This window comes from Paenibacillus sp. FW101-FHT12H11, from assembly GCF_058790355.1.
In genome coordinates, this window is record NZ_JBYTCO010000001.1 from 1,208,596 (window position 1) to 1,233,119 (window position 24,524).

At 46.1% G+C, this 24,524-nt stretch carries 14 protein-coding genes; all 14 read left to right on the plus strand.

Features of this window, described 5'->3' with window-relative positions; genetic code table 11:
• Positions 1 to 6 precede the first annotated feature (6 nt).
• Complete coding sequence (locus tag AC3WTJ_RS05060) at positions 7 to 4,779, plus strand: pectinesterase family protein (protein WP_492520855.1); 4,773 nt, start codon at positions 7 to 9, stop codon at positions 4,777 to 4,779.
• A gap of 90 nt (positions 4,780 to 4,869) precedes the next feature.
• Positions 4,870 to 6,480, plus strand: coding sequence for an S-layer homology domain-containing protein (locus AC3WTJ_RS05065; RefSeq protein WP_492520856.1), 1,611 nt, complete (start codon positions 4,870 to 4,872; stop codon positions 6,478 to 6,480).
• Positions 6,481 to 6,853: 373 nt separating this feature from the next.
• Positions 6,854 to 9,163, plus strand: coding sequence for a glycoside hydrolase family 95 protein (locus AC3WTJ_RS05070; protein WP_492520857.1), 2,310 nt, complete (start codon positions 6,854 to 6,856; stop codon positions 9,161 to 9,163).
• A gap of 120 nt (positions 9,164 to 9,283) precedes the next feature.
• Positions 9,284 to 10,846 carry an extracellular solute-binding protein gene (locus tag AC3WTJ_RS05075; RefSeq protein WP_492520858.1) on the plus strand — a complete coding sequence of 521 codons (1,563 nt, stop codon included), beginning with the start codon at positions 9,284 to 9,286 and terminating at the stop codon, positions 10,844 to 10,846.
• 105 nt (positions 10,847 to 10,951) lie between these two features.
• On the plus strand, positions 10,952 to 11,968 hold the full coding sequence (locus AC3WTJ_RS05080) for a response regulator (protein ID WP_492520859.1): 1,017 nt from the start codon (positions 10,952 to 10,954) through the stop codon (positions 11,966 to 11,968).
• Positions 11,965 to 13,782, plus strand: coding sequence for a cache domain-containing sensor histidine kinase (locus AC3WTJ_RS05085; protein WP_492520860.1), 1,818 nt, complete (start codon positions 11,965 to 11,967; stop codon positions 13,780 to 13,782). The genes AC3WTJ_RS05080 and AC3WTJ_RS05085 overlap by 4 nt, the downstream gene beginning before the upstream one ends.
• Before the next feature lie 178 nt (positions 13,783 to 13,960).
• Entirely contained in the window at positions 13,961 to 14,917 is a 957-nt protein-coding gene (locus tag AC3WTJ_RS05090; RefSeq protein WP_492520861.1) for an ABC transporter permease, read from the plus strand.
• A gap of 74 nt (positions 14,918 to 14,991) precedes the next feature.
• Positions 14,992 to 15,819, plus strand: coding sequence for a carbohydrate ABC transporter permease (locus tag AC3WTJ_RS05095; protein WP_492520981.1), 828 nt, complete (start codon positions 14,992 to 14,994; stop codon positions 15,817 to 15,819).
• Positions 15,820 to 16,376: 557 nt separating this feature from the next.
• Entirely contained in the window at positions 16,377 to 17,663 is a 1,287-nt protein-coding gene (kynU, locus tag AC3WTJ_RS05100) for a kynureninase (protein WP_492520862.1), read from the plus strand.
• A 14-nt stretch (positions 17,664 to 17,677) separates the two neighbouring features.
• Positions 17,678 to 18,304 (plus strand): arylformamidase, encoded by a 627-nt coding sequence (gene kynB, locus AC3WTJ_RS05105; protein WP_492520863.1) that lies wholly within the window; start codon positions 17,678 to 17,680, stop codon positions 18,302 to 18,304.
• Between the two features lie 27 nt (positions 18,305 to 18,331).
• Positions 18,332 to 19,189 carry a tryptophan 2,3-dioxygenase gene (gene kynA / locus AC3WTJ_RS05110; RefSeq protein WP_315955413.1) on the plus strand — a complete coding sequence of 286 codons (858 nt, stop codon included), beginning with the start codon at positions 18,332 to 18,334 and terminating at the stop codon, positions 19,187 to 19,189.
• Between the two features lie 129 nt (positions 19,190 to 19,318).
• Positions 19,319 to 19,807, plus strand: coding sequence for a DUF2798 domain-containing protein (locus tag AC3WTJ_RS05115; RefSeq protein WP_492520864.1), 489 nt, complete (start codon positions 19,319 to 19,321; stop codon positions 19,805 to 19,807).
• 401 nt (positions 19,808 to 20,208) lie between these two features.
• Complete coding sequence (locus AC3WTJ_RS05120; protein WP_492520865.1) at positions 20,209 to 22,575, plus strand: helix-turn-helix domain-containing protein; 2,367 nt, start codon at positions 20,209 to 20,211, stop codon at positions 22,573 to 22,575.
• Between the two features lie 226 nt (positions 22,576 to 22,801).
• Entirely contained in the window at positions 22,802 to 24,442 is a 1,641-nt protein-coding gene (locus tag AC3WTJ_RS05125; RefSeq protein WP_492520866.1) for a type 2 periplasmic-binding domain-containing protein, read from the plus strand.
• The last annotated feature ends 82 nt before the right edge of the window (positions 24,443 to 24,524 follow it).

Genomic DNA, 24,524 nt, shown 5'->3' on the forward strand with positions numbered 1-24,524 from the left:
AGCATCATGAAGAAAGCCCTAACGTTAGGGATAAGCTTTTTACTCATGTTGAATGTTCATCTATTGCCTGCAGCGACCGTTGTGAATGCTGCCGCATCGACATCCAGTAACCAAACCCAGGTGACAGCACCGATAGATGCAGCTGCGATTGCCAATGACGGCAGTGTTGAACTGTCGTGGTCCCTTGTACCCGGCGCAACGACGTATGCTGTAAAAAGAAGTACGGAAAGCGGCGGCACTTTTACGACGTTAACCAGTTCTTTAACTGCGTCTTCGTATGTGGATACAAGCGTTACGAATGGCACTATATATTACTATATGGTTACTGCGTTGAACGCAAGCGGAGAGATTAACGCCAGCGAGGAAATTGTTGCAAATCCTGCTATGGTTTTGACCGTGGCTCAGAACGGAACCGGTGATTTCTCCAGTATTAAGTCTGCTCTTGAATCGATCCCCAGCAACAACACATCTCGTAAGATTATCTACATCAAAGAAGGTTCATATAACGAAAAAATTTCCGTTACTGTGCCTTATGTTGCTTTAATCGGCGCAGGTAAAGATAAAACGAAAATCTTTTATAACGACAATGAATTCACACCGACCTCGAGCGGCGCGACCTCAACCTTAGCGGCTTTAGATACGGCAACGCTTACAGTCGGAGGAACCAAGGATCGATCGGATGGCACAAGAGCTGCAGCGACCAATTTTTATGCAGCCAACTTAACCATCGAGAACTCCTCCGACGTTACGAAAGGCAGGGCATTAGCAGCACGTGTCATTGCAGATCAAGTTGTCTTTGAAAATGTCCGATTTGTCGGTTACCAAGACACACTTTACACAGGCGTCACCTATTACGACAAAACCAGCAGGCAATATTATCGCAATTGTGAGATCAAGGGTTCCGTTGACTTTATTTATGGACCGGCAACTGCGGCTGTTTTTGACCACTCTGACATTATAAGTATAAACGGTCCTTCGCGTTCCGGAGGGTATATCACAGCTGCAGCTACGCAGAATCCAACCGGCGATCTTCCCGGTATCGTATTTATGAACTCCCGTCTATTGAAAGACGCTACCACACAGGGGAAACATTATTTAGGCCGCCCTTGGCAGGACCAACCAACGGTGCGATTTATCAATACATGGATGGATGATCATATTCACCCGGACGGTTGGACGGTAATGACGGATAATCTTACCTACCATTATTCCGAGTACAACAGCTCAGGACCTGGAGCAAGTCCCTCCACGCGCAAGCTGCAGGATGATACCGATCCTAGCCATTTTACCATGACAGCGGAACAGGCTAGCCAATTCACAATACCCTGGATATTTGGAGGATGGGACCCGAGCCAGAGAATCATTTATCCAAAACTGTTTGAATCCGTTGTGCCAATAGTAAATCCTGCACGGCCAGATGGAACTTTGGGCTCTTATACCAAACCAGTTCTCGTTTATATGGAAGTAAATAACGAGGCTCCTGCGGCGAATCGCGTGCAGTACCGTATCGATGGCGGACAATGGGCGTTTTATACCAAAGAATTCGCAGTAAGCGATACGGGTACACATCGTATAGAATATCGTTATGTTGACGCTTTAGGGACTCCAAGCACAAGTGCAATAACTTCTCTTAAAATAGATCCTGCTGAACAGGCAAGAGTACCGGCATTCCCTGGTGCTGAAGGCGGCGGGATGTATGTAACAGGCGGACGCGGTGGCTCCGTGTATGTGGTGAATAACCTGTTGGATTATGCGGATGGCACGCCTGCTATCCCGGGCTCATTTCGTGATGCGGTGAGTCAGCCGAACCGGATGATCATTTTCAGTGTTTCCGGCGTCATCCATTTGGCTAGACCTCTGACTATCGGTCAACCCAATCTTACGATTGCCGGTCAAACCGCTCCGGGCGACGGTATCGCCCTTAGCGGTTATGCGGTGAAAGTAGGGAGTGGAACAAGTACTGCTGGAGGCAATATTATTGTCAGATATATGCGATTCTGGGGCGGCGAAGTTGAACTGGATGATACGTTTAACATCACGGGAGATAACGTCATTGTCGATCACGTTTCAGGGAGTTGGAGTACGGATGAATTATTCTCTTCCGAGAATAACAAAAATTTTACGCTCCAATGGAGTTTCATCACAAACAGCTTAAACCACTCCATTCACACGAAAGGCCCTCATGGTTACGGTGGGATCTGGGGAGGATCGAATATTACATTTGCCCATAATTTAATTACGAACCATATTAACCGTAATGTTCGGTTTGCAAGGGCGACGGATATCGTGAATTATCCCCAGAAGATTGACTATCGGAACAACGTTATTTATAACTGGGGCGGCAATACGGCATACGGCGGGGAAATGGCAACAGGGATTAATATGATCAACAATTACTATAAGCCAGGACCTAACACGTATAGCGCTTTTAACCGAATTGTCGCGCCCTCGGCTGGCGATGCTGGTGGGGGAGCTTTTTATGTCAATGGCAACTATATAGTAGGCGATCCTGAAGTATCAGCTAATAACTTGGTGAAAAATGCGAACGGCTCTTATAAAGCAATTAACCCGGATTCAACATTTACGCTCAAAACAACGCCTTTCATCTACCCGGACGCGAATGATCTGGTTGGAGGACCGACAACGACGGATACGGCTGAAGCGGCCTATGAGAAAGTGCTGCAACATGGCGGCGCTTCGCTTCCGAAGCGGGATTCGCTTGATGCTCGTATCGTTGGTGAGGTAAAGAACGGAACCGGAAGAACCGTCAACAAGATTGCGTACGATGGTGGCTTACCGGAATTATTGTCGGCCCCTGCACCAATTGATACGGACGGTGACGGAATGCCGGATGAATGGGAGCTTGCCAATGGATTAGATCCGAATGATGACGGTCTAGATACTGCTGGAAATAAAATCTCAGGCAACGTCAACGGCAGTTTCGGGGATAGCAACGGGAACGGTTATACCAATATTGAGGATTACATCAATTCATTGGCCGATGTACCTGTGCCACTGAATCCAACTGTTTCTATCGAGACGCCGGTTATGCACCAAGCTTACCTCCTGAACGACCCGATCAACATTCGTGCAGAAGCAGCTGGCGCCAGCGGAAAATCGATAGCTAAGGTAATTTTTTATGATGCCGATAAGAAGATTAGTGAAGATGTAAGCGAACCTTTCGAGTTTACTTGGGAGAACGCTCCGGAAGGCCAGCATTACATTTATGCAAGAGCGATCGATAATAATGGGGTAACGACCTTGTCAGATGCTGTCATTACCTACGTGAACGGACCTGAAAATTTGGAGTCATGGGTGTCTCAGGATATTGGCACTGTTAAAATTCCAGGAACCGCCAACCTAACCGGCAATGTGTACAAAGTGAAGGGTTCTGGCGAAATCAACATCAAGGGTACGACAGACTCATTCCATTATGCCTATAAACCGGTTAAAGGCAACTTTGAAATTTATGCGAATGTCGCCTATGAGTCGGAATACGATGATGATGTTAAGACAGGGTTTATGATGCGCGAGAGCCTAGAGCCATCATCGAAGGCAACCGGGGTCTTCTTGTCTACAGATCCAACCGATGATTTTAGCGTCGATACGAGCGGTAGAAAGATTTCAGTCATAAACCGCAGTAAAACGGGGGGCGGGTATACCGAGCAGTTGCGAAGAAGTACGACTTTGAAAGCGCCATACTGGATCAAACTTGAACGCAAAGAAAACACAGTTTCCGGTTACGTTTCGAAGGATGGCTTGGATTGGTCTTTGGTCGCTTCAAATGTTGTTGATTATGGGGAGACGGTTTATGTCGGCATGGCCGTGGACGGAGCAAAAACAACCACAAACATTGATTATTTCATGTCGGCCAGCTTTACGAACCTTCATTTGTCATCTTCGCCGCAGTTTACTCTTGATAATGCTGCAAGCGAAAGTGTTGAGATCCCGGACTATACCCTCTCGGGGACTGTCACAGATCGTGCGAAAATAGTTGTAAGCAATAACGGAGTTTCGGTCGTGGATGCCGTATATACAGAAGCGGGGGAGCCTTTTTCTAAAAAAATCACCTTAAACGAAGGTGTTAACTCGATTGTCGTATCGGCATCGAATGAAGAGCTGTTCGGCAACGTTTCAAGCTCCAAGACGATTGTGGTTACTTATCATAAAGCAGCAGTCATATTTACACCTTCTGTCGATATCCCCAAAGTTGTTGATTCACCAGCCTATTCATTATTAGGCAGCATTAATAGGGATGCGAACGTAACGGTCAAAGTCAACGGTACGGACGTTCTCAACAATGTTAGAACATTAAATAACGTGACGTTTACTGTTCCTATGACTTTGAAGGAAGGCATGAACATAATTGAAGTAAAAAGTGTTGATGATTATCAAAACGTTGGCCTGCAAACTTATCAAGTGAATTATGTGAAAAACTGGGGAGACCAGCTGTTTGGCGTGAAAGGCTTATCTCTGACAGATCGTAGTGGGAATGCGGTATCCGGTCTCATTGGTTCCACCGATGTTGCAGTGAGCATGTCTGTTCAAAACAATTCGGCAATAGGTCAGAACGGTGTTCTTGTCCTTGGGTTGTTCGACCAGCAAAACCGGATGGTCCGGTATTCCTTTGTGTCAAGTTCGTTCTCCGCTGGTGAAGATAAGCAAATGAAGGCCATTATGAGGGTTCCTGATATTGTGATGGGCTACAAACTAAAAGCTTTTGTCTGGAATAACACATCCAGTCGAATCAGAATCTCAAACGAAATTATCATTCCTTAGAGTTGTTATTTTTATCATGCGATGGGAGGCGGAGGGAGGGATGTTAGTGGCATCCCTTTCTATGTCTTCTTATTCCGAGGAGGATTATGCTTGAAAAGTTTGCGAAATTGGACGATTGTAATACTCGCCGTTATGGTGTGTGCGGGCGCGATGATTTTGTCCGCAGTGGCTTCTCCAGCTGACGTTCGTGCAACGTATAATGAACAAGATGGCCGAGTGACCATCTCCGGCCAATTAAGCTCGGAGGCAGGTAAGCTCGTCGGCTTGCAAGTAATCAATCCACTGAATCAGTTGGATTTATTAGACCAAACCGCAATTGGCTCAGACGGCTTATACCAATTCAGCTATGTGTTGAAGCAAAAAATAAATGGTACCTATTTTGTTAATGTTAATGTGGAACGGTCGGATCAAGTGCTTGGTACAACGTTTGAGGTGAAGTCATTTACAACACCGGATCATGATAGCGATAATCCTCCGAATTCGAATGTGGGGATAGGAGGAGCTGTAGTAGAGTCTACCCCGCACGTTGTGGTGGATCAGACTGGTGCAATCGTTTCGGCTAGGTTGGATAAGGAAGCGGTGGACAAAGCTTTTTCGACCGGCGATAGCCATTTGGTTGTTGAGATTCAACCTGTCGAATGCGCCAAACAATATCAATTGTACGCACCGGCTAGTATGTTCTTAACGGCTGCTGAGCAGCAATTGACGATTGTAACGGAGTTTGGATCGCTAACGATTCCTAACGGACTGTTAAGCAATGTCGATCTTCATTCGGCCACAGAAGTCGGTTTTGTCATAGCTAATGCTGATAGGAGCAGCATTCCGGATGAGATGAAAGGTCAAATCGGTCAACGACCCGTCCTTGAACTGAGCATCTTAGTCGACGGAAAACCAGTAAACTTTAATAATCCTAGTCAGTCAGTTGCCGTTACAATTCCATATCAACCTACAGAAGGAGAATTGAAAAATCCTGAGCATATTGTCGTATGGTATATCGATCATGCGGGTGAAGCTCGTGCCGTTCCAAGCGGGAACTATGAGGCTTCAACAGGGACAGTGACGTTTAAAACCACACATTTCAGTACGTTTGCTGTAGGATATCAACAGAAGAGTTTTGCTGACTTGAGTGCGGTTGATTGGGCGAAAAAGGGGATTGAAGTGATGGCATCCAAGGGAATTATATCCGGCACTTCGGATACGTCATTTCAACCAGCGGCGAATATAAGTCGCGCTGATTTCATGATGTTGTTAACGAAATCTTTTGATTTTAACGCCGATGTGACGACGAACTTCCGTGACGTGCACCCCATTGACTACTACTATGAAGCGGTTGGAATCGCCAAACAGCTTGGCTTAGCAGAAGGTCAAGGGGACGGGGCATTTCATCCGAATGAACAAATTTCCAGGCAGGACATGATGGTGCTTCTTGCAAGAGCAATGGGCGCAGCAGGCATGAAGATTGCCAAAGGTGCGGCAAGTGATCTTGAAACGTTTAGCGACAAGTCGTATGTAGCTTCATACGCGGTAAATGATATTGCCGCACTGATGAAGAGCGGATTTGTGGAAGGCAGCGGAAGCATGCTCAATCCGACCGGATATGCGACTAGAGCGGAAGCGGCTGTATTGCTCTATAGGATTTATAACAAACAACAAAATCAAACTGTGGTCCCAGATGCTCCGGATATTTATTTCGAGCGATGAGATCGAACATAGGGGAGGGTGCCGAGCAGATGCTGCTTGGCACTTTTTTCTGTGAAGGGGAACTACAGTCCGCTATTTTCCATAATTTATATGGTTTGCGTGTATGAAGGGAACTGCAGTTCGCTATTTAACCGATTTCACTGTAAAAGTGCGCAGTAAAGGACAAATAAGAGCCCGTAGTTCCGCACAGAGAAGGAAACGGTCGGTTAGTACACGAATAGAGGACACCAGTTCCCATGAGCAAACCTTTATCCGGAATTCAAATCATAATACAGCAACATTTTATCGTAATCTGGCAAAACATATAGCGTTTGGGTTTTGTTAAGCTATCCTTAAGGTACGACCAAAAAAACGATTATGACAAGGAGTCATTATGAAAACTCACAAAGCTGGGGAAAATAAGGAGCTCAAATTATGGTACCGGGAGCCTGCAAAACAATGGACGGAAGCATTGCCGATCGGGAACGGCCGCTTGGGCGGAATGGTTTTTGGCCAGGTCAAGGAGGAAAAAATTCAGCTAAACGAAGATTCCATCTGGTACGGCGGACCAAAAGAGGGAGAAAATCCGGATGCGCTGCAGCAACTTCCTCACATTCGCAAGCTGTTGTTTGACGGGGATGTGGAGAAGGCAACCTATCTGACCAGGATGTCTATGTTTTCTACGCCCAAATATTATAATCCGTATCAGCCTCTTGGGGAGATGAAGTTGTTTTTCACGGATTTGCAAGGGGATGTCCATGCTTATCTGCGTGAATTAGACTTGCAGACAGGGATAACTCGGGTAGCGTTTAATGTTGGCGATGTAACTTATAACAGAGAAATATTCACAAGCTACCCGGATCAGGTGATGGTGATTCATTTGACTTGCAACAAGCCTGGCGGTCTAACCTTCTGTGTGAATTTAAATCGGCGTCCTTATGAGGGAGATAGTTATGCTCGGACCTCGGACAGCATTGTCATGAACGGAGAATGCGGCAGAGACGGTGTGGAGTTTAGCGGAGTGCTCAAAGCAAAAGCTCCGGATGGCGTGATTCAGACGATTGGCGATTTTATTTCCGTGGAAGGCGCTTCGGAAGTAACGCTTATGTTTGCAGCGGGCAGTACCTTCCGAGAGGCTGATCCCGAAGCGGCCTGCTTGCAGCAGCTTGAGAAAGCAGGATCCTACACGTATTCGGAGCTAAAACAAAGACACCTCGATGATTACCAAACGTTGTTTAACCGCGTTGAATTTAGCTTGTCAGCCTCGGACGAGGAGCAGCCACCAGCAACGGACGAACTCATGAAGGCCGTAGTGGAAGGGAATCCGAAGCATAGAAAGATGCTGGCTGAGTTATACTTTCAGTATGGCCGCTATTTGACCATTGCGAGTTCCCGTCCTGGAAGTCTGCCATCCAACCTGCAAGGGATCTGGAATGACAGCTTCACGCCTCCGTGGGAATCAAAATATACGATTAATATTAATACTCAAATGAATTATTGGCCGGTTGAGGTTTGCGGGTTATCGGAATGCCATGAACCGCTGTTTGATATGGTTGAAAGAATGCGAGTCAAAGGGAGAATAACGGCGAAGACGCTTTACGGCTGCAGAGGTTTCGTCGCCCATCACAATACGAATATATGGGCTGAAACTCGTCCTGAGGGCATCCTCGCAACAAGCGTCCTTTGGCCGATGGGAGCGGCGTGGCTCAGCCTCCATCTGTGGGAGCACTACGCTTACACAGGGAATACGGAATTCTTGCGTGAGCGGGCTTATCCTGTGTTGAAAGAGGCTGCGGAATTTTTCATGGATTATTTAACGGAAGCCCCAGATGGAACGTGGGTGACAGGTCCTTCTATTTCTCCGGAAAATAGTTTCATTTTGCCAAATGGGCTCCGAGGTACGCTATGCATGGGACCTTCGATGGACTCGCAGATCGTGCATGCCCTGTTCGAAGCTTGCATCAAAAGCAGTCATCTCTTGCAGTGCGATGAAGATTTCCGTGATCAACTGTCAGAACGGATGGGGAAACTTCCGCAGCCGCAAATCGGAGCAAATGGCCAGTTAATGGAATGGATGGAGGAATACGTGGAAGCTGAGCCTGGTCATCGGCACATATCTCATCTGTTCGCGCTTCATCCTGGCAGACAGATTGACATTCATACAACGCCGGATCTGGCCGAAGCCGCAAAGAAGACGTTGCGAAGCAGGCTGGCTAACGGGGGCGGCCATACGGGATGGAGCTGCGCTTGGATCATTAACATGTTCGCACGGCTCGGAGATGGTGACTCTGCGCTTGCTTATGTGTTGAATCTGTTTGAGAAGTCTACGTATCCGAATTTATTTGATGCACATCCACCATTCCAGATTGACGGGAATTTCGGAGCAACCGCAGGTATCGCCGAGATGCTGCTTCAGAGTCATATGGGTGAGCTCAATCTGCTGCCGGCTCTTCCTGGCGACTGGGCGTCGGGTTCGATCAAAGGCTTGAGAGCACAAGGCGGGTATGTCGTCGATTTGGCTTGGGAAAAAGGGCAATTAAGCGAAGCGACGATTCAGGCATCTACGGATGGTCATTGTACAATTCGCACCTCATCGCCGGTTGTCGTTGTCTTGAACGATCAGGAAATCGCCCGTTCCAATGGGGAACAGACAACGAGCTTCAACGTGCAGATGGGCAGCGTATATAGTGTGATTGCGCAATAAGTGTTAACACAAACACAACACCATTGTTAAAAAACACATTCCTCATCAATCCAAGGAAGGGTAAGATGGAGATATCCAATTCCGTTGGATAATTACGATAAGAGAATGGGGCAGAAACGAATGAAAAAAGGGATGGTTATCGCATTAACCCTGGTGTTGACAGCTGGCGCGCTTTCGGGCTGCGGCGGCGGAGCAACAAATCCAAAGTCTGGCGAAGCAGCCAAAAAAGATGAAGTTCAAAAGTTCTCCATGTCCATGACGACAAGCGGTTACAAATATGCGGAGCAATCAGCAGATGTGAATAAGGAAAAATGGGTGAAAAAACTGGAGGAACTTACGAATGTAGATTTGGACCTTCGCATGATTCCTCTCAAGGATTTTGACCAAAAAATGTCCCTAATGTTTGCTTCCAACGATATTCCGGATCTTGTCCAAAATGTTGGGGGAGCTACGACCAAAGGGATGTCTGGATCTGTTGAAGCCGGGGTCTTCATGCCTTTGGACGATTTGCTCAAGCAGTATGCTCCAAACATCATGAAAGCGGTGCCAAAGGAAGCATGGCAGGAAACCAGTTTTAACGGTAAAATCTACGGTATTCCATCGTGGCTTTCCAATCCTTCCCGCCGTGCGACTTTCATTAGAGCGGATCTGCTTGCAAAAACAGGACTGCCTGCACCGAAAACCGTGGATGAGTTTTTGGCTGTGATGAGAGCGCTGAAGGCTAACGGGGTAGAGAACCCGTACCAAATGCGCGAAAACTTCAAATACGCAGATACGATTCTAGGAGCCTTCGACGTGCTGCCTGCTCAATTTGAAGTTAAGGGAGATCAAGTTGTACCGAAGTTTTTCGATGTGGAAAACATGACCAAAGCGCTTCAAACTTTTAAGACTATGTTTGATGAAGGCTTAATTCCAAAAGATTTCGCATCCATCAGCTCAACCGACTATAATAAGAATATCGAAGCTGGTAAGGTAGGCATGTGGTCAGCGAATGCCCAAAGCTTGTCCGGTTACCGTAACAAACTAAAGAACCTTGTGCCTGATGGGAAAATTGAGATTATTTCCTCCCCTCGCGGACCGGAAAACTTCGGCGGACATTTGCTCTACTCCAGTATTAATACTTCTTATTACATTAATAGCAAAGTGTCGAAGGAAAAAGCGATTCGGATTATTCAGTTCCTGGAATGGATGCTGACTCCGGAAGCTGAGAAATATTTCTCCTTCGGTATTGAAGGTGAAAATTATACAACGGAGAATGGCGCCATTAAATTTACGCCACCAACAGAAACCTCAGCGATTGAGGAAGATCAATTCCGCGGTATGTTCTGGTTTGTACACGATGTAGTGTACAATAAAGCCAAGGAAGAAATGTCTGCAGACGGACGCGACATGATCAAGTACTTGGATACGATTGTTTCCAAAGAAGGTTTGGGTTCTATCCGGTTCGTACCGCAGCTTGAATCGTTCTCGAAATATCCGGATGTAGCGCCAGCAGGCGATGATGTAGGACCTAAATTAATTATTGACCATATGATTAAGATGATTTACGGCAAGGAACCGATCTCCGATTGGCCGAAAGTGATTGAGGAGTACAAAACAAAAGGCGGCAACGATATCCTGAAAGAAGCGACTGAGCGTTATAAGAGTGGCAATGGGGCTATCGTTTCCAACAACAAAAACTAAGTTCAGCTCACAGGAAAAAAGGATTTGTCCCCGCAATGGGTGGACAAGTCTCTTTTTTCTTAGGCGCATTTTTCGATCAACGTTAGAAGTGGAGGCGTTAACAACATGAGATTGTTAATTGTAGATGATGAACCGGTAATTCGCAGCGGCTTGATGATGATGGCCCAGAGCTATACCCACAAGTTTCAACAAATTGAAACCGCGGTGAATGGGCTTGATGCTCTGGAGCAAATGACTCGGTTCGAACCGGACCTGCTTCTTACGGATATTCGAATGCCCAAAATGGATGGCTTAGAGCTTTGCCGCAACGTATACGAGAAATATCCCCATATTATGATGGTCGTTGTTTCGGGCTATAGTGATTTTGATTATGCACAAAAGTGTCTGTCTTACGGGGTCAAGCACTATCTGCTGAAGCCGGTTACACCGCCGGATCTGCATGATGTCTTTGACGTTATTATGAAATCGCAATCACAAGGGTATATCCCTGTATCCCGCTATGTGGAATGGGTTGAACGGATAGAAAACAGCATTTGGTTGCTGCAGGAAGAAGAGTTGCAGAAAATTATAGAGGAGTTAAAAGAAGATTGCTCCCACTTGTCTGCGGCTCAGTTGAAAGGTCAGCTCCTCGATGCGGCCGTGCTGCTGCACAAGCAATTTCAAGAGAAAAATCGCGTGATCAACGCGGATATAACCGAAGATTTTCGCTCATCCTCCAAGGCTGAGTTATTTAAAGAATTTGAGGAACGGCTGCAAACCGCCATGATGGATATTTTGGTTGTCCGCCGAGGCAATTTCAAGGACCCTATGGAGGAAGCCAAAACCTATATAGATAATCATTTGTCAGTGGATATTTCATTAAAAGAAGTTGCGGATATGGTCGGGATTACCCCGAACTATTTCAGCACCTTATTCAAAAAAATGAGCAATGAAACCTTCGTCAGCTACCGGATTAATAAAAGAATGGAGAAAGCTCGTGAGCTGCTGGCTATTCCTCATAAACGAACCGTGGATATTGCAGCAGAAGTAGGCTACGATGATTACCCCCATTTCACAAAAACATTTAAAAAAGTTTTTGGTATCTCTCCCTCGGATTATCGGGAATCGTTGGGGATGAAATGAAAAAATTCAATTTATATCCGAAGCTATTTTTATCCTATTTCGTTGTCATTATGATTTCTTTGACGAGTGTCGGTGTGTTTTCATACTGGAGTTCATCCAATGAGCTTGATCAAATTGTGGAGAAACAATTAACACAGGTGGTTGGAAACGCAGCGCACCATACGGATCTGTATATCCGAAGTTATGAACGATCCATGGTTTCGTTATTAAGCAGTAACGATGTCAAACGATTCGTTGATCTGCCTGAAGGGGAAACGGGCTACCCTTATTATGAGGCGAGAAAGTTTATTAAGGAGCTTATCATTGAGCCGGCGTTTGCGCGTAATCCGGAAATTTCTAATATCTATATGATTAGCTTTAATCAGAATGCGATGTATTTCTATAATGATACCGTTGGGGGATCTTTCAATAAGGAAGAAGCCCAGCAACAGCTGGAGTTTTTCAAAAGTAATACGAAACCAGATGGCAGCTTGAGTGTGTTGAACCACAGTATTCTGTCAGGACAACAAAATATAACGTTGGTTCGACAGATTCGTGGACTTTCCTCAACGGAACCCAAAGGAATTCTTGTTGTGGAGCTGCGGGCGGCTGAGCTTTCAGAATTGTGGAAAGGCATAGATTTGGGGGAAGACGGCTATTTTTTTATTACCGATGATAATGGCAAGTATGTGTATCAGCCGGATACGGACAAGACAGCCACGGAGCTGCCCGAAGCTATACGGAGTCAGGTGCTGGAGGCTGGTCCTCACGCTTTCATGGCGACAATTGACGATAAGCCGCAAATGTTCATGAGCCGCCGCTCAACTTATGGCGATTGGCGCCTGGTCGTTGCGATGTCGGTGAATGAGCTGCGCAAACCGAGCGATACGATTCGAACAACGACGATCGTTGTCGGCTGTTTTACGCTGGGCATCGCGCTATGGATCGCTTTTCGCTTCGGAAGATCGATCACAGGGCCGATTCGCATCTTGAGAAGCGCCATGCGTCAAACCGAGCAGGGGAACTGGGTCCAGATTCCGTTGCCCGAGCATCGGGATGAGATCGCGGAGCTGATGGGCCGGTACAACTTGATGGTGACGCGCCTCTCAGAGCTGGTAGACAAGGTATACCAGGCCGAACTCAGCGATCAGAAAAGCCAGATGGAACGCCAGAAAGCAGAGCTGCAATCTTTGCAGCTGCAGATTAATCCTCATTTTTTATATAACACACTAGAAACGATTGTTTGCTATGCGGTCATAAGAGATTCGAAGGAAATCTATGAAATTGTCAAAGCGCTTGCGTATATGCTGCGTTATTCCGTGCAGACCAATCTGGAAGAGATCACCGTTTCCAATGAATTAAAACATGTCATGTTCTATCTTGTCGTTCTGAAGCATCGCATCGGCCGGGAATTTGAAGTTGATGTAAGCATTCATCCAGATTATTTATTGAATAGCATGGTTCGTTTAACCCTGCAGCCGCTGATTGAAAATGCTTTTCAGCATGCTTTTGCTGACGGTGTGGAGGACTATCATTATATTCGCATTGATGCCGGTGAGGATGAGGATAAGTTCTGGGTAAGCGTTGAAGATAATGGTCTTGGTATCAGCGAGGCCAGGCTGGAGGAACTGCGCGAGAAACTGCACACAAATCAGCTTGCGGATAAGGAGCGCGATTCTTCGAAAGGAATCGGCGGTATCGGAATCATCAACGTCCACCGACGTATTCAGATGGTCTATGGCGAGCAGTATGGCTTGCAGATCGAGAGTGAGGTGGAGAAGGGGACCAAGCTCATCATGGTCATGCCTACTTCAGCTCGGGGCAAAAATGGTTGAGATAGCGCTATACGTAGAACTGGAATATCTTGTGTGAACCTTGCCTTTGGCAAGGTTTTTTTGTGTTCAGATTGTTGAAAAACACACCTAGAAATGAAGTTTCTCCATGGTTTGACTCTGGGGACCATAGTATGATGAGACCATCAAACATTCAGATGGACAGAAAGGAAAGACGACCATGGCTTCAAAGACAGATTCGGCAGGACAGACGGTATATACCTTTGCATCGAGAAAAGCGAAAAGAGCTTTTGTCATGAAACATTGGCCTTTATATGTGATTTCAATTCCGGGACTTATTTATTTCGTCATTTTTAAATATATTCCCTTGCTCGGTTCGACCATTGCGTTTCAAAACTACAACATTTTTAAAGGGATAGCTGGCAGTCCATGGGTTGGTTTGGAACACTTTAAACGGATGTTCGCTTATGATGAATTTCTTACCATTTTAAAAAACACACTATTGATCGGCATGTACGATTTGCTTTTTGCGTTTCCCATACCGATTATACTTGCGCTGCTGTTAAATGAAATCCGTTTCAATGGGTATAAAAGATTGCTGCAGACGGTCATCTACATGCCGCATTTTCTATCCTGGGTCATTGTTGGCGGGATTGTGATTGGCATTTTGTCGCCGTCGACAGGCATTATCAATCACGTCTTAGGCTTGTTCCATATTGAGCCTATTTATTTTCTTGGTGAAAACAGCTATATTCGTTCGATTCTGATTACGTCGGGAATATGGAAAGATAGCGGATGGGGGACGATTATCTATTTGGCCGCAATCGCGGGCATTAACCCGGACCTCTATGAAGCGGCTGAAATCGATGGGGCGGGCAAGTTACGCCAGGTGATGTCGATTACGGTCCCTTCCATTTTGCCTACCATTACAATTTTGTTCTTATTGCATATTGGAAGCTTTCTGGATTTCGGGTTTGAAAGAGTCTACGTCTTCTTAAACTCGCTAAACAGTGAGAACGGCCAAATTCTGGATACTTACGTTTACCGCGCTGGTCTTATAGACCGCCAATACAGCTATACAACGGCAATCGGACTCTTCAAATCAGTCATTGGTTTATTGCTTATTATGCTTGGCAACACCCTGAGTAAAAGAACGACTGGAAACGGCTTGTACTAACATGCGTTCAGTCATAAGGAGGAATAGGGAACGTGATTTTAACAAAAGGACAGCGCGCATTTCAGCTTTTTAATATGATTTTTCTGCTTATCATCGGCCTTACGATGTTTCTTCCGATCTTGAATGTTATTTCACAGTCATTCAGCAATGCGGTTGCGATTAACAGTGGAAACGTAGGATTCTGGCCTGTAGGTTTTACACTCGAAAATTATCACATGATTCTGAAGGATCCTTCGATCTGGATCTCATTCCGAAACAGTGTCATCATTACGGTTTTCGGCACATTGATTAATTTAATGGCAACGGCAAGCCTGGCGTATCCTTTGTCCCGAGCTGAATATATTTACAGAAAACCAGCGCTGTTACTGGTGCTGTTCACGATGATTTTCCATGCGCCGCTAATTCCCAATTACCTGCTGCTAAAAAATCTGCATATGCTCGACACGCTGTGGGTCTTGATCATTCCAGGCGCAATTAGTGCCTATAACTTGTTCGTCATGCGGTCATTCTTTATGATGCTTCCTGTGGAGATGTTTGATTCTGCTAAAATGGACGGCTGCGGCGAGTTCCGCATGATCTGGAGTGTCGTTCTCCCGTTGTCGAAGCCGGTCATGGCGACAATGGGCATCATGTACGCTGTCGGGAACTGGAATATGTATTCTCAAGCGATTTATTACATCACCAGTAGATCCCTAATTCCATTGCAAGTGCGCCTGCGTGAAATTGTTATCACCGATAACATGGGGTCAGCCGACGTCTCATCGGAATTGCTGTTGTCCATTTCACCGGAAGGGCTGAAAATGGCGGTGATCGTCATAGCGACGATTCCGATTATGTTGGTGTATCCATTCCTTCAAAAGCATTTCATTAAAGGGATGATGGTTGGCTCGATTAAATCTTAGTTTCTATATCTATGGAAGCCACGTTTATTTATAGAAAAGGCCCCTGGCAGGGGCTTTTTTTGTTTAAATCTAAGTATGGAATCGAATCTACTCAAACAAATATCTTTCGTTGTAAAGACGGCTGTGCAGCAAAGTTGAAGGGCTACGTTGCATTACATACAACGTAATGGTGTGGTCAGACCGAGATTGCGGTCTTTCGTTGCATAGCATACAACCATTTGTTGCAAAAGGTGAATTGTAAGCGGTTTAAATGCAACAATCGTTGTATAAAGTGCAATATAGAGGCGGAGTGAGGCCCCTTTACGGCTAAATGGTTGCGCAAAATACAACATAGCTGTCACAGTTGCTGCTATCGCACCAGCGGTTCCTCCAAGTGCCCAGCCAGCTTACCTCTCCTATGAGGATGCCCTCTCCGCCAAATGTCTCAGATTTTTCGCGAAACAGCCAGTCCTATGTCCACGCGTTAATTAACCGTAGTATAATAATTGACGGCATCTACAATTTTAAGTAAGATAAGCACGATTCGATCTAGTTGTATAATCCACAAGGAGGGCTTTATGTCCAGAGAACCTTTTTATTACTCCCAAGAATTTGCCCGGCAACTTGATAAAGAAGATGAGCTAGCCCGCTTTCGAGAAGAATTCTATGTGAATGCGGAATCGATCTACATGGATGGCAACTCCTTGGGCTTGTTATCCAGACGCGCAGAGCGAACACTTTTGGAAGTCGTTGATGCTTGGAAAACCCAAGGCATCGATGGTTGGCTGCAAGGCCGGCATCCTTGGTTTTACCTATCGGAAAAATTGGCGGCTTTAAGCGCTCCGCTAGTTGGCGCATCAGAAGATGAGATCATTGTGACGGGTTCCACGACAACGAATTTACATCAGCTTGTGGCGACTTTTTATAAGCCTGAGGGGAAGAAAACGAAGATTTTGGCGGATGAATTGACGTTTCCATCGGATATTTATGCCCTTCAAAGTCAATTGCAGCTGCACGGATATGATCCGGCGGAGCATCTGATTCAAGTGAAAAGCCGTGATGGGCGTATCATTGAAGAAGAGGATATCATTGCGGCCATGACGGATGAGGTTGCATTGATCATTCTGCCGACGGTGCTTTACCGTAGCGGTCAGCTGCTCGATATCGAGCGTTTAACGGCTGAAGCGCATGCTCGTGGAATCCTCATCGGCTTTGACGGATGCCATTCGGTCGGTGCCGTTCCCCATCACTTAAGTAAATGGGACGTTGATTTTGCTTTTTGGTGCAATTACAAATATTTGAACAATGGGCCGGGCGGTACAGCAAGTTTATACGTAAATCGCAAACATTTCGGTCGCTCGCCAGGTTTGGCGGGTTGGTTCGGTTCACGGAAAGACAAACAGTTTGATATGGAGCATCAATTTGTACCGGCGGAGCATGCAGGTGCTTTTCAAATTGGCACACCGCATATCTTAAGTATGGCTCCGCTTATCGGCTCTTTGGAAATGTTCGCAGAAGCCGGCATCGAGAAACTTCGCGCAAAATCCTTGCATATTACTGCGTATATGATCGATTTGATTGAACAGGAATTGGCCGGAATGGGCTTCACCATTGGGAATCCAAGGGGTGACCTGCGCAGAGGCGGCCATGTTTGTTTAGAGCATGAAGAAGCGGCGCGCATTTGCAAATCATTAAAAGAAAATAAGATCGTACCGGACTTCAGAGCTCCGAACATTATTCGACTGGCTCCGGTTGCACTTTATACAACTTACGATGAGGTGTGGGAGACTGTGCAGCGTTTAAAAGCTATCATGATTGAAAAGCAATACGAGAAGTTCGAGAATACGCGCGACGTAGTCGCTTAAGTAGGAAGGAAAGGATGACGACTATGTTTGATATTTCTCGCCCATTGGTAACAGGTGTGCCGACTTGGCCCGGAGACACGCCATTCTCTTACGAGGTCAGTTGGACGAAGGAACAAAGCGGTTCCGTGAATGTCGGGAAACTGACGATGAGTATCCATACGGGCACGCATATTGATGCGCCATTTCATTTTGACAATGAAGGTCGGAAGGTCATGGAGCTGGATCTGGAGCTGTACATCGGACTTGCGCGGGTTATTGAGATATCGGGTAAATCGAGCATCGGTGCAGAGGAATTGAAGGCGTTTGAGTTGGGCGGCGTCACCCGGTTGCTGATTCGTACAAATTCCTGGACAAATCCGAATGAATTTCCTACAGAGATTGCTTATTTGAGGGACGATGCGGGACCTTATTTAGCTGAAAAGGGAATACGGCTTATTGGCATGGATGTCCCCTCTGTTGATCCGCTGGATAGCAAGGAGTTGGCTGCGCATCATACTCTGCATGCTAACGATATTCATATTTTGGAAGGTATTGATCTGGCAAAAATTGCGCCTGGCGATTATGAATTAATCGCACTTCCTCTACCGCTTGTTGAGGCGGATGGAAGCCCTGTCAGAGCCGTTTTGCGCCCTTTGACATAATCGAAAACAAGAGTAGGAGTGAATCACGTGTCCAATTCAGAGAACCATGAACAAACACAGTCAAAAGCAGCGGATGCCAGCATTCATGGCGACTTTTCCAAAGAAATGTCCTATGGCGATTATCTCCAGCTAGATAAGGTGTTGTCCAGCCAACAACGCCTATCCGGGCATCACGATGAAATGCTGTTTATCATCATCCATCAAGCCAGTGAACTTTGGATGAAGCTGATTTTGCACGAGTTGGAGGCCGCACGTCTTCTGATTCAGCAAAATAATTTGGAGCCGGCTTTCAAAATGTTAGCCCGCGTCTCCAGAATCCAGCAGCAATTGATCCAATCCTGGGATGTTCTGTCGACATTGACACCCGCTGAATATATGCAATTTCGGAACAGCCTGGGCCGCTCATCCGGGTTCCAATCCTTCCAAAATCGGCTTATCGAATTCATGTTGGGAGGCAAGCAGTCCAAGGTTTTGTCGGTCTATGAGCACCAACCGGAGCTCCACCAACAATTGAGCCAAGCTCTTCATGAACCTAGCCTTTATGATGCTTCGGTGAAAGCTCTTTCTATGCGAGGCTTGGAAATCGATGCGGATCATTTGCAGCGGGATTGGTCTCAGGAATACAAGGGGAATGCCAGTGTCAAAGCCGCGTGGTTGACGGTGTATCAAGATGTGGAGCGCTACTGGGATCTCTATGAACTTGCGGAGAAGCTGGTTGATATCGACAGCCGCCAACAACAATGGCGTTTCAATCACATGGTAACGGTTGAAAGGATCATCGGATTCAAGTCGGGGACAGGCGGATCAGCTGGTGTGGAGTATTTGAAACACGTTGTTGCGCAGCGTTATTTCCCGGAATTATGGAGTCTCCGCACAGACTTGTAGCCGAAAGGATCCGCTCCGCGGTGGGGCGGATCTTTTGCATCATCATCCAAAAGTTCACGGATTGTTCACTTACACGGAGGTTTTCATTTTCTCTATACTTACAAAAGTAAACTGAGAGGATGATGTAAATTGCCAACAACGAAAAGAGAAGAAGTTTATTTTGGGCTGATGATGTGTTTGGGGATGGTTCTAGGCATGACGTTTTATAATTTATTTACCAATGGATTGATAGGCGCAATTACTTTGAAAGAAATTATTTTTCAACTCATTCTAGTCTTTGTTATCGCCTCCTTATTGGAGTTACTTGTCGTTGGTCCCATGGCCAAGAAGATGGCTTTCTCGTTACCGTATGACAAATCCAAGAAGCTATGGGTGATTGTATCTCTGGCCTTTTTTATGGTGAGTGGGATGGTGCTTTGCATGTCTCTTTACGGGTTAGGGAATGCTTATTTTTCTAACGGGCTGAATGGCGCGTCCCTCCTTGGGAGTTATTTGAGGATCGTAGCTAAAAATTTCATTTTCGCTTTTCCTCTTCAACTCATTCTGGTAGGGCCGATTGTTCGATATTTATTTGCTGCTTTTATTAAAAATAGAAGAGTGAACCTTCCCCATGCATAAAGGGGAGGTTATTTTTTTGACATCGGCGTCGGCGAGGGAACTACAGTCCGCTATTTCGCTGAAAAGGGGCAGTTCCCGCAAGCGAGGGGAACTACAGTCCACTATTTCGCCAATTTTGCTCGAAAACGTGGCATGGGGGACAAATAAGCGCCTGTAGTTCCGCTCCGAGGGGAAATACGTCGTTTTCGCCAAAATAGAGGCCTCCAGTTCCGCTAAGTAAAATACGGAGCGCTGCTTCGCCGGCGCATGGCGGCGGTCCCTGCCAGTCGAATTCTGAACGAGCTGAATCCGATACGTGTTGCGGCATAGGACCCAACAATCAAAAAGTTGTATTGCAACTTTGGTGAAGAGAAGATACAATTTCTAATAAATTCGCTTACGGAATGGACGGTGGGTTTGTTTTGAAATTGCCCTTCCTCTTACGCCTCGTCGATAGCCGCAAAAGTGCGCTTTCAACGATCATCGCCTCCAACTTATTTATACTTTTGATACCGCTTGCAATGGGGCTTTTTCTGTATACGAAGGTGGAACAAAGCTTGGAGAGAAGCACGACAAGATCGAATGGCGCCATGCTTGAGCAGTTGAAGCTGTCGCTGGATAACAAATTGGCGGAAGTAGATACGTTAATGCGCCAAGTTGTGTTTGACCCGAAGCTGGATTATATGCTTAGAATCCCTGCCCATCCAAATGATGTTGACAAATATGAATTCATTCAATTCATGCGCGACAAAATGAGTAAGTATCACAGTATGACCAGCAATTTTATCCTCGATTATTATGTCTACTTCGCAAACAGCGATACCATCGTCAAACCGGACTTGGTGTCGGATTCGCGGACGTTTTATTCCATTTATTACGCTTATAAGGACATGTCATACGAAGAGTGGCATCAGCTGCTGGATAAGGAGCATAAAATGTCCTACTTGCCGGCAACTCCCTTATCCGACGCGCAAGAGCAAGTCCCGAAAAATGTGATTACTTATATGCAATCCCTTCCCGTTCAATCGCAATCCCAAAATCTCGGAAGTTTCATCGTGCTGATTGATGGTGATCAAGTCAAGGAATTGTTCGCGCAGATGGAGTCGGCGAGCCATAGCTCTGTTTATATCATTGATCATGCAGGTAAAACCATTATGAGCAACAGCGATTCTCCGTTCCCAAGCGACTTGTTAGAGCGCGTTCAAGAGAGTTCCGGCCCATTTGATTACCGGCTCGCAGGGGTTGACCAAGTGGTTTCGGTGACCTCCTCGCAAAAAGCGGGTTGGAAATATGTATCGATTATGCCCAATGACGTATTCATGCAGCAGGTGAATCAAATCCAGAGTTGGTCCATCGGCCTGTTTATTCTTTGCTTAATTTGCGGTTTAGTGGCTGTCAGCATAGGCGCCTACCGTACGTACAAACCTCTCCAAAAAACAGTAAACGCGATTATGCGCGGAAAAGAAATGATTAGGCGCCCGGCCTCGAATGAATACGAGTTTATTCGGCAAACCGTCGAGGGCTCCATCCATGAAGAGAAGAACCTGCGCATGACGCTAACGCAGCAAATCCCGTTCATTCGGGCCAACTATTTATCTCGTCTTCTGAATGGTCACATGGATGTCGATGTGTCGGCAGCAAACGGGGACTCGCTGCAATTTATGGATTTGAAATTTACAAGTGACTGTTTCGCCGTGCTGCTCGTCAAGATTGAGGATATTCCGTTTGTAGCGGCAGAAGAAGATGAGAAGCAATGGGCGCATGCCAGGTTCATTATTTCAAATATTGGCGCGGATCTGATTGCGGCGAATCATCGAGGATTTTCGGTTGAACTCGACCGGGATCGCATTGCGCTTCTCATGAATCTAACAGCAGATCGCGAGGAATTCGCCGAATCCGATATCCGGGATATCGCGGATTCGCTCTTTAGCATCACGTCGCAAAGATTCCATATTGGCATTACGATTGCCGTCGGCGGGATACATTCAGGCCCCAAAGCCATTCGAGACTCGTATCCTGAAGCACTGGCAGCGCTTGAATACAGGTTGATTTTGGGGAAACATGCCACGATCCATTTTCAGGATATTCTTGAAGTGAAACAGCATTACTACTATCCGCTTGAAAGTGAGATCCAGCTGATTAATTTCGTGCGAAGCGGGGATACCGAAAATGTGGAAAAGCTGCTTAATAAAATATATGCGATGAATTTTGACTCCGGTCATATGACGCCTGAGTTAGGCAAAGGTTTGTTTTTTAACGTGACAAGTACGCTTCTGAAAATAGTTAACTCCTCGAATACGAATCAGGAGCAAGTACTTGGCGCTGACTTTGATCCGATCAAAGAAGTGTTCAGCTATCCAACTGCGCAAGGGATGTACTCGAAAACGAAGGAGTTATACGAAACGCTGACCCGTTCGTTTAATGTGGATCGATCCGGCCATAGCACGCAGCGCCTGGAGGAAATTATTGGCATTGTACACGAGCACCTCGATGACTCGAACCTTGGCGTGGCACAAATTGCGGAACGTATTCAAATGACACCGCAGTATCTATCTACCTTCTTCAAAAAACATCAGGGACAAAACCTGCTGGATTACATTACGCATAAACGGATTCAACAAGCCAAGCAATTAATGGAGAACAAAGAACTGACCATTGTACAGATCGCTCAAAAGATTGGCTACAATAATGATGTCGTTTTCATCCGGGCATTCAAGAAGCTCGAGGGCGTAACGCCAGGTAAATACCGTGAGACGATGTTACCGGAAATCATTCACTCAGACGCATAAAAGGCAGCCTCTTGGGGCTGCTTTTTCTTTCACGCCAGCTACTGACGATTTCTAAGATGGACTGATGAATTCTCATATCGCCCGTATTTCTTACTAAAATACAACGGGGATGAGAACTAGGCAGTAGTCAGGTCGGGGCTGGGGAAGCATACTGGGAACAGGTGCTGGAAGACGAACGCGGTGCCAACCAAGCTTAGGGTTACTCATATAAAGGGAGGCATGAAGAATGAAGAAACGTTTGAAACAAGTTGGATCTATCGTATTGCTTTCGGCTCTGGTGGCTTCGGCAGCTGCCTGCAGCAGTAATTCAGGATCCGAAAGTTCATCGGCTGCGCCACAGACGGGCAATAGTGCTGAACCGGCAAAATTGACTAAATTATCGTACTGGGTACCGAATCACCCGGCAGCTTCAGGTCAGATGAAAACGTATGCTGAAATGGGGATGTACAAGGAGCTTGAGAAAGTAACCGGCGTCAAGGTTGAGTTTCAACATCCGCCCCTTGAGGTTCCACAGGCCCAAGAGCAGTTCAACTTAATGGTTGCAACGAACGAGCTGCCGGATGTTATTGAAGCGAGTTGGGGAGCCACCAGCGGTGCGGTCGTCCGATATCCCGGTGGGCCGGAAAAAGCGATTTTAGATAAAAAAATCATTAAATTGAATGACTTGATCGATAAATATGCACCAAACCTTAAAAAGCTGCTGAATGAGCATCCGGATTGGAAAAAGCAAATTTCAACAGATGAAGGAAGCATCTATGCTTTCCCGTTCTTACGTGGAGATGACAAGGTCAGAGTATTCTTCGGGCCATCGGTCCGCCAAGATTGGCTGGATAAACTGGGCCTCAAGATGCCGACGACAATCGACGAATGGTACACCGTCTTAAAAGCATTTAAAGAAAAAGACCCGAATGGCAACGGCAAAGCGGATGAGATTCCCATTTATTTGGACAAAAACCTGTTTGCTACGGATGCGCCTTTCCTTGGAGCTTGGGGCATTAACTACAGCTTCTACCAGGACGGAGGAAAGGTGAAGTATGGTCCGATCCAGCCCGAATACAAAGAATTCCTGGCCACGATGAACAAATGGTATAAGGAAGGTTTGCTTGATAAGGATTTCGCAGCGCCTAACGATAAGCTGTTCGATAACAAAATGACGACCAATCTCATAGGAGCAACCGCTTCATTTAATGGGGGAGGCATTGGGAAATATGCAGGGCTTATGAAGGACAAGGATCCGAAATTTGATCTCGAAGCGGCTCCTTATCCGGTGTTAAAAGCAGGGGATAAAGCGATTTGGGGGCAAAAGGATTTTGCTTATAACGGCGTTGGAGCAGCGATTTCCACAGCCAATAAAAATCCGATCGAAACCGTCAAATGGCTGGATTATGCTTACGGTGACAAAGGCGATCTGCTCTTCAACTACGGGGTGGAGGGCACCAGCTATAAGATGGAGAATGGCAAAGCAACCTTCCTTCCTGAGATTTTGAATCCACCGGCAGGAACCAGTATCCAGCAAGCCATTGCCAAGTATAATCGGGCAACATGGAGTGCTCCTTTTGTCCTCAGCGATAATTTCCAAATGCAATATTTGGCTCTGCCTCAACAGAAGAAAGCATTGGAAGTCTGGTCGCAGCCAACGGCTGAACGGAAGATCCCGCTTGTTTCTCCAACGCAGGATGAAAGCAGCAAATTCGCCTCCATTGTAACGGACATCCAAACGTACCAAGATGAGATGCTGTTGAAATTCATTATGGGGGTCGAACCGATCAGTAACTTCGATCAATATGTGAAAAAGATTCAGAGCATGGGGATTGATGAAGCGATTAAAATCCAGCAAGGGGCTCTTGAACGTTTCAACAAACGTTAAGAAATAATTGAATGGGGGGATGAACCGGAATTGTTTATCCCCTCGATTTCTTTTAGAAACTTGAAAGAAAGGATAGGGAGAC